Annotated in this window: 4 protein-coding genes; all 4 read left to right on the top strand. The window is 74.6% G+C overall.

Features of this window, described 5'->3' with window-relative positions:
- Positions 1-984 (top strand): DUF3344 domain-containing protein (locus tag AOK24_RS29465; protein ID WP_055723089.1); only part of this gene is annotated, 984 nt, incomplete at its 5' end.
- Positions 985-1,038: 54 nt separating this feature from the next.
- Positions 1,039-2,217, top strand: a complete 1,179-nt coding sequence (locus AOK24_RS29460; RefSeq protein ID WP_055723088.1) for a glycosyltransferase — start codon at positions 1,039-1,041, stop codon at positions 2,215-2,217.
- Positions 2,214-3,614: an exopolysaccharide biosynthesis polyprenyl glycosylphosphotransferase gene (locus tag AOK24_RS29455; RefSeq protein ID WP_055723087.1), complete on the top strand. Its 1,401-nt coding sequence runs from the start codon at positions 2,214-2,216 to the stop codon at positions 3,612-3,614. Before AOK24_RS29460 ends, AOK24_RS29455 begins: the two co-directional genes overlap by 4 nt.
- A gap of 5 nt (positions 3,615-3,619) precedes the next feature.
- Positions 3,620-4,927, top strand: coding sequence for an O-antigen ligase family protein (locus AOK24_RS29450; RefSeq protein WP_055723086.1), 1,308 nt, complete (start codon positions 3,620-3,622; stop codon positions 4,925-4,927).
- The last annotated feature ends 318 nt before the right edge of the window (positions 4,928-5,245 follow it).

The following is a 5,245-nucleotide window of genomic DNA, read 5'->3' as shown; positions in this document are numbered from 1 at the left end:
GCCGCCGAGGCCCCCGCCCTCCCGTTCGCCGAGCGCTACCGCGCCACCCAGCACGGCGGCATCGTCCGCGCCGCGAACACCTCGATCAGCTGCCGCGCCGAGACCCCCGGCTGCACGGACGCGCGCGCCGCCCGGCTCCCCGCCGCCAACGGCGACTTCGACATGTTCTACGTCGACGTCGACGACGACCCGAACACCTACAACTCCTCCCGCGCCGAGGTCCGCCTCCCGGAGGGCTCGCGCGTCACGTACGCCCGCCTCTACTGGGGCGGCAACCTGCGCGTCGGCGAGCAGAAGCCGCCGAAGGACAACGGCCGCGTCCTGATCGCCGAGCCCGGCGGCTCCTACAAGGCACTCCTCGCCGACACGGTCGTGGGCCACCGGGTCGCGGGCGGCGCCGACGCCTTCCAGGCATCGGCGGACGTCACGAAGCTCGTCCGGGAGAGCGGCGAGGGGCTGTACACGGTCGCACAAGTCAACGTGGCGATGGGGAAGTCGAAGGCCGGCGCCTGGGGCGGGTGGACGCTCGTCGTGGCGTACGACAATCGGAACGAACCCCTCCGCCACCTCTCCCTCTGGGACGGCTTCGACACCCTGAACGGAAAGCGGGGGCACGAAGTGACCCTCAAGGGGCGCGCGCTGGCGGCGCACGCGGGCGGGTACGCCGGGCTCGTGGCCTACGACGGCGCCCCCGGCCGAACGGGTGACTCGCTCGTGTTTTCGACGGGGAAGGGCCGCGAGACCGCGCTCAAGAACGCCGCCAATCCGGCCGGCGACGTACTGAACTCCACGATCAGCGAGCCGGGGGAGGCTCCGGCGGCGCGTGAACCGGCGTACGCGAGCACCCTCGGCTACGACTCCGACGTGTTCGATCTGAGCGAGGGTTTGCGGCGCGGTGGTGACCAGGCGGCCTTCCGTCTCGTTTCCTCCCGGGACGCGGCGTGGGCCGGCGCGGTCTTCGTCGCCGTCGACGCCCGGCAGTAGTCAGGCGCGTTCCCGCCCGTCCCGAGCGTCGTCCGTGAGCGAGGAAACCGCGCCATGCACCAGTCGGTACCCGAAGCCGGTCCCCGGGTCCTGCACGTCACCCAGCCCGTGGACGGCGGAGTCGCCCGCGTCGTCCGGGATCTGACGGCCCTTCAGCTCGCCGCCGGGTGCCAGGTCACGGTCGCCCTCCCCGACAGCCCGCTCGCCGCCGACCTGGCCGCGCTCGGGGCCGTCGTACGCCGGTGGGAGGCGGCCCGCGCGCCAGGGCCCTCGCTGGGGCCGGAAGTTCGGCGGCTCGGGCGTGTACTGCGGGACGTGCGGCCGGAGTTGGTGCACGCGCACTCCGCGAAGGCCGGTCTCGCCGGGCGGCTCGCGGTGCGCGGGCGGGTGCCGACGGTGTTCCAGCCGCACGCCTGGTCGTTCGAGGCCGTCGACGGGGCCATGGCCGCGCTCGCCCTCAACTGGGAGCGGTTCGGGGCGCGTTGGGCGCACCGGCTGGTGTGCGTGAGCGAGGGCGAGCGGGCGGCGGGCGAGCGCGCCGGGATCGCCGCCCGGTACCAGGTGATCCCCAACGGCATCGACACCGGCCGCTTCCACCCCGCCCCCGTGGACACCGTCCGCGCCGCCCTCCTCCCGGACGTCGACCCGGCCGCGCCGCTCGTGGTGTGCGTGGGGCGGCTGTGCCGGCAGAAGGGCCAGGACCTGCTGCTCGCGGCGTGGGAGTCGGTCGTCCGGCAGGTGCCGCGAGCCCGTCTCGTACTGGTCGGAGACGGCCCGGACCGGTCCCAACTCGCCCTTCGGGCACCGGAGTCGGTGACGTTCGCCGGTGCCGTCGAGGACACCGCCCCCTGGTACCAGGCCGCCGATCTGGTCGTCCTGCCGTCCCGCTGGGAGGGCATGGCGCTCGCCCCGCTGGAGGCGATGGCGTGCGGCCGGCCGGTGGTGGTGACCGACGTGGCCGGCGCCCGCGAGAGCCTGCCGCCCGCGCTCGCCGAACGATGCCTGGTGCCGCCCGGGGAGCCCGCCGCGCTGGCGGGCGCGGTCACCGGCCTGCTGCTCGACCCCCTGCTGCGCGAGTCCCTCGGCTCCCGGGGCCGCCGGCACGTCCTGTCCACACACGACGTGCGGCGCAGCGCCGGGACGGTCGCGGAGCTGTACCGCGAACTCCTGGGCGGCGAGCGGCCGTTGCCGCGCGTCGAGCCCACCGAGTGCAGGGAGTCCATCCACTCGTGACCGCCGAAAGCACCGTCCCCTCCCCCGGTTCGCCCGTCTCCGTCATCCCGCGCCGCGACAGCGGTACGGGGTTCCGCTTCCCGGTACGGCGGCCCTCGGCGCGGCCCGCGTCGCCGCTGCCGCTGCTGCTGGCCGACCTCGCCGCCGTGGCCGCCGGCCTCCCCGCGCTCGCCGAGGCGCAGCGCCGGCCTCTGCTGGTCGGGGTGCTGGTGGCGGCGACGATACTTCTGCGGCCCCAGCGGGCGCGGCCCGTCGCGGGGGTGCTGGACGAACTCCCCGCCGTCTGCGGGCGGATCGCGGTCGCCTGGCTGCTGCTCGCCGCCCTCGTCGCCGCGAACTCCCCCGAGCACGCGCTGAGTTGGGGGACCCTCGGGTTCGGGTGCGCGGCGCAGGCAGGTGCCGCGTGCGCCGGGCGGTCGCTGGTGCACCACCGGCGCCGGCGGCTGCTGGCCCGCCGTCCGCGCGCCGCGCTCGTCGTGGGCCCCGCCGCCACCGCGCAGAAGGTCGCCGCCGCCGTCCTGCGGCAGCCCCGGTGCGGGGTCGAGCCGGTCGGGATCGTCGCCGAACAGGGCGGCGGTAGCGGCGGGTTGCCGGTTCTGACGAACGGTCAGGACGTGCAGATGGCGGTCGTGCAGAACGGGGTGCGGGACGTCCTGTGCGTCGACCCGGCCGTACGGGTCAGGCAGGCGCCGCTGCTGCGGGCGCTCGCGGAGTCCGGGTGCGCGGTGTGGGAGGTGGACGCGGAGTCGCCGTCGTACGCCTCGCGCGACCAGCTCGCCGGGTACGCGCGCCGGCCGCTGGATCTCGGGCTGCGGCGGCGGGGCAGCGCCGGTAAACGGTTGCTGGACGTTGCCGTCTCCGGGGTTCTGCTGCTGCTGATCAGCCCGTTGCTGCTGGTGTGCGCGGTGGTGCTGCGGCTGACCGACGGGCCCGGGGTGGTGTTCCGGCAGGAGCGGATCGGGAAGGACGGGCGGCCGTTCACGCTGCTGAAGTTCCGCACGTACCGGCCCGCCGACGAGCACGAGTCCGCGACGCGGTGGAGTGTCGCCGGAGAACGGGAGATGAGCCCGTTCTGCCGGTTCCTGCGGCAGACCTCGCTGGACGAGCTGCTCCAGCTGTGGAACGTGCTGCGCGGAGACATGAGCCTCGTCGGGCCGCGTCCCGAACGGCCGTACTTCGTCGGGCAGTTCAGCCAGACCTACCCCGGTTACGCGGCCCGGCACCGGATGCGGGCCGGGATCACCGGGCTCGCCCAGATCAACGGGCTGCGCGGGGACACCTCGATCGAGGACCGGGCCCGCTTCGACAACGCCTACATCGACAACTGGTCGCTGTGGCAGGACGTCTGCATCCTGCTGCGCACCGCCGCCGCCTTCGTCCGTCCGACCGGGAGCTGACGCCGATGGCCCTCGCCCTGCCCCTCACGCCGCCCCGGTCCTTCTCGCCGGTCCTGCCGGTCGCCGCCGTGATCGCGCTCATCGCCCTGCCCGTCGCGCCCGGCGGCGAGGGGGGTGCCGGGCCCGCCGACGCGCTCTCCGCGCTCGTCGTCCTCTTCTGCGTCGTACGGCTGCTGCGGCGGCGGGCCCGGCCGCTGTCCCGGCGGGCCGCCGTGCTCTTCGGGATGCCGGTCGCGGGGCTCACGCTCGCCGCGCTCGGCGCGTCCTCCGCGAGCGCCGGGGTGTCCGGGCTCGGGCGCTACCTCCAGGTCTTCGTCCTCGTCCCCGCCGCGGTCCTCCTCCTCATCCGCGACGCCCGCGACTTCCGGCTCCTCGCCTGGTCCTTCGTCGGCCTCGCCGGGTGGCAAGGGGCCGTCGGCGTCCACCAGTTCGTCACCCACACCGGGGCGTCCTACCAGGGCGAGGAGATCCGGGCGGTCGGCACGTTCGGGCCGCAGGACGTCATGGGGATGGCGACCGTCGTGTCCTTCGGGCTGATCTGCGCGGTGGGGCTCGCGCTGGGGCGGTCGGTGCGGCGGGAACGCCTGATCGCTGCGGCGTGCGCGGGCGCGCTGCTGATTCCGCTGGCCTTGTCCTTCAGCCGGGGCGCCTGGATCGCCACGGCGCTCACCTGCTCGGTCCAGCTGGTCCTGGCGGGCCTGCGAAGGGCCCTCAAAGTAGGGGCGGTTGTCGTCTCCCTCGGCATCATCCTCGTCGGCGGCCTCGGCGTCGGCTCCGCGATGCTCCAGGAGCGGGTCAGCAGCATCACCCAAGTCACCGACACCCCGGACCAGTCCGTCACCGACCGCTACACCATGTGGGCCGCCGCGATCGGCATGTGGCGCGAGAACCCCCTGACGGGCGTCGGCCTGAAGGGCTTCCCCGAACACCGCGACGCACACGCCTCGTTGGCCCTCTCCTCCGGCAGCGACACGGAGGGCGCCGGCTCGGCGTACGTCAAACAACCCCTCCTGTCCCCGCACAACATGTACCTGCTGATCCTCAGCGAACAGGGCCTCCTCGGCCTCCTCGCCCTCGCGGGCGGCTGGCTGGCCCTCCTGACCTGCGCCCTACGCAACCTGGCCCGCACACACCGACTCCAACAAGGCTCCCTCGACTGCGCGTTGATCGCCTGCGGGCTGTCGGTGTGGCAGCTCACGGACTTCATGTACGCGGACATCGGCGGGCCATCAACAGTCCTCACAGCAATCTGCGTCGGCTTGATCGCCTGGTGGGGCCTCGCCGCCAACCCCGAGGGGGCCAGCGCCCGATGACGGTGCCCCCTTCCCGAACACCCCGAACGGACGGCCCAGCGCAGGAGGTTGCGCGGGAGCCGTCCACTGGGGTGTTCGGAGCACCGGAGACGGACGCCGAGGGACTGGAGGGGGGTCGGGCGTCGTCCGGCGCGGAGGCCGGGCGGCGGGGCGAGGCCGATGCGCGGGCCGAGTTCGGCGGGCCGCGCTCTGCCGACCCGGAAACCGAGCTGTGCGCGGGAGTCGGGGCGAGTGTCAGTTCGTCGGCGCACGTGGGAAGCGGCGGTGCCGCAGATTCCGGCGCCGCCCGCCCTCGCAGGCCCGCCGGGCCCCTCGCCA

Source organism: Streptomyces niveiscabiei (genome assembly GCF_001419795.1).
Lineage (GTDB): Bacteria > Actinomycetota > Actinomycetes > Streptomycetales > Streptomycetaceae > Streptomyces > Streptomyces niveiscabiei.
Note: the sequence above shows the minus strand (reverse complement) of the source record. Positions and strands in the feature narration are given on the sequence as shown.